The organism is Mycobacterium sp. NS-7484, assembly GCF_001953975.1.
Lineage (GTDB): Bacteria > Actinomycetota > Actinomycetes > Mycobacteriales > Mycobacteriaceae > Mycobacterium.
The window spans coordinates 1-1367 of sequence record NZ_MBEJ01000117.1 but is presented as its reverse complement, the minus strand read 5'-3'; the positions used below and the strand labels follow the sequence as shown (position 1 = coordinate 1367).

The 1367-nt window shown below is 54.6% G+C and carries 2 rRNA genes; both read left to right on the top strand.

From position 1 onward, the window contains the following. Window positions 1-67, top strand: a 16S ribosomal RNA gene (locus tag A5733_RS21135); the annotation flags it as partial. 351 nt (window positions 68-418) lie between these two features. Then, window positions 419-1367: ribosomal RNA gene (locus tag A5733_RS21130) — 23S ribosomal RNA — on the top strand; the annotation flags it as partial.

Here is a 1367-nt window from a genome sequence, read left to right as displayed (position 1 = left end):
ATCGGCGATTGGGACGAAGTCGTAACAAGGTAGCCGTACCGGAAGGTGCGGCTGGATCACCTCCTTTCTAAGGAGCACCACGATAAACATCGTCCATTGGGGATGGTGTAGCCGTGAGGAACCGGTTGCCTGTAGTGGGCACGGTTTGGTGCACAACAAACGTTGAGCCGCAAGGGATTTTGCGGTGAGGGAACTGCCAGACACACTATTGGGCTTTGAGACAACAGGCCCGCGGTCCTGTCCCGTTGGGGGCAGGGGGTGTGTTGTTGCTCCATCTTTGGTGGTGGGGTGTGGTGTTTGATTTGTGGATAGTGGTTGCGAGCATCTAGCACGCAGAATGTGGCATCTGCCTTCGGGTGGGTGTTGTTTTTGTGTGTTGATGTGCAATTTCTTTTGAAACTCATTTTTGGTTTTTGTGTTGTAAGTGTTTAAGGGCGCATGGTGGATGCCTTGGCACTGGGAGCCGATGAAGGACGTTGGAGGCTGCGATATGCCTCGGGGAGCTGCCAACCGAGCGTTGATCCGAGGATGTCCGAATGGGGAAACCCGGCACGAGTGATGTCGTGTCACCTGGCACTGAATACATAGGTGTCAGGGGGGAACGCGGGGAAGTGAAACATCTCAGTACCCGTAGGAAGAGAAAACAAAATTGTGATTCCGTGAGTAGTGGCGAGCGAAAGCGGAGGATGGCTAAACCGTATGCATGTGATACCGGGTAGGGGTTGTGTGTGCGGGGTTGTGGGACCTGTTTTTCCAGTTCTACTCGGCTGGAGGGTAGTGAGAAAATGTTGTGGTTAGCGGAAGTGGTTTGGGATGACCTGCCGTAGACGGTGAGAGCCCGGTACGTGAAAACCTGACATCTACCTTGAACGGTGTTCCCGAGTAGCAGCGGGCCCGTGAAATCTGCTGTGAATCTGCCGGGACCACCCGGTAAGCCTGAATACTTCCCAGTGACCGATAGCGGATTAGTACCGTGAGGGAATGGTGAAAAGTACCCCGGGAGGGGAGTGAAATAGTACCTGAAACCGTGCGCTTACAATCCGTCAGAGCCTTCCACTTTGTGGTGGGGTGATGGCGTGCCTTTTGAAGAATGAGCCTGCGAGTCAGGGACATGTCGCGAGGTTAACCCGGGTGGGGTAGCCGCAGCGAAAGCGAGTCTGAATAGGGCGTATCCACACAGTAGTGTGTGGTGTAGTGGTGTGTTCTGGACCCGAAGCGGAGTGATCTACCCATGGCCAGGGTGAAGCGCGGGTAAGACCGCGTGGAGGCCCGAACCCACTTAGGTTGAAGACTGAGGGGATGAGCTGTGGGTAGGGGTGAAAGGCCAATCAAACTCCGTGATAGCTGGTTCTCCCCGAAATGCATTT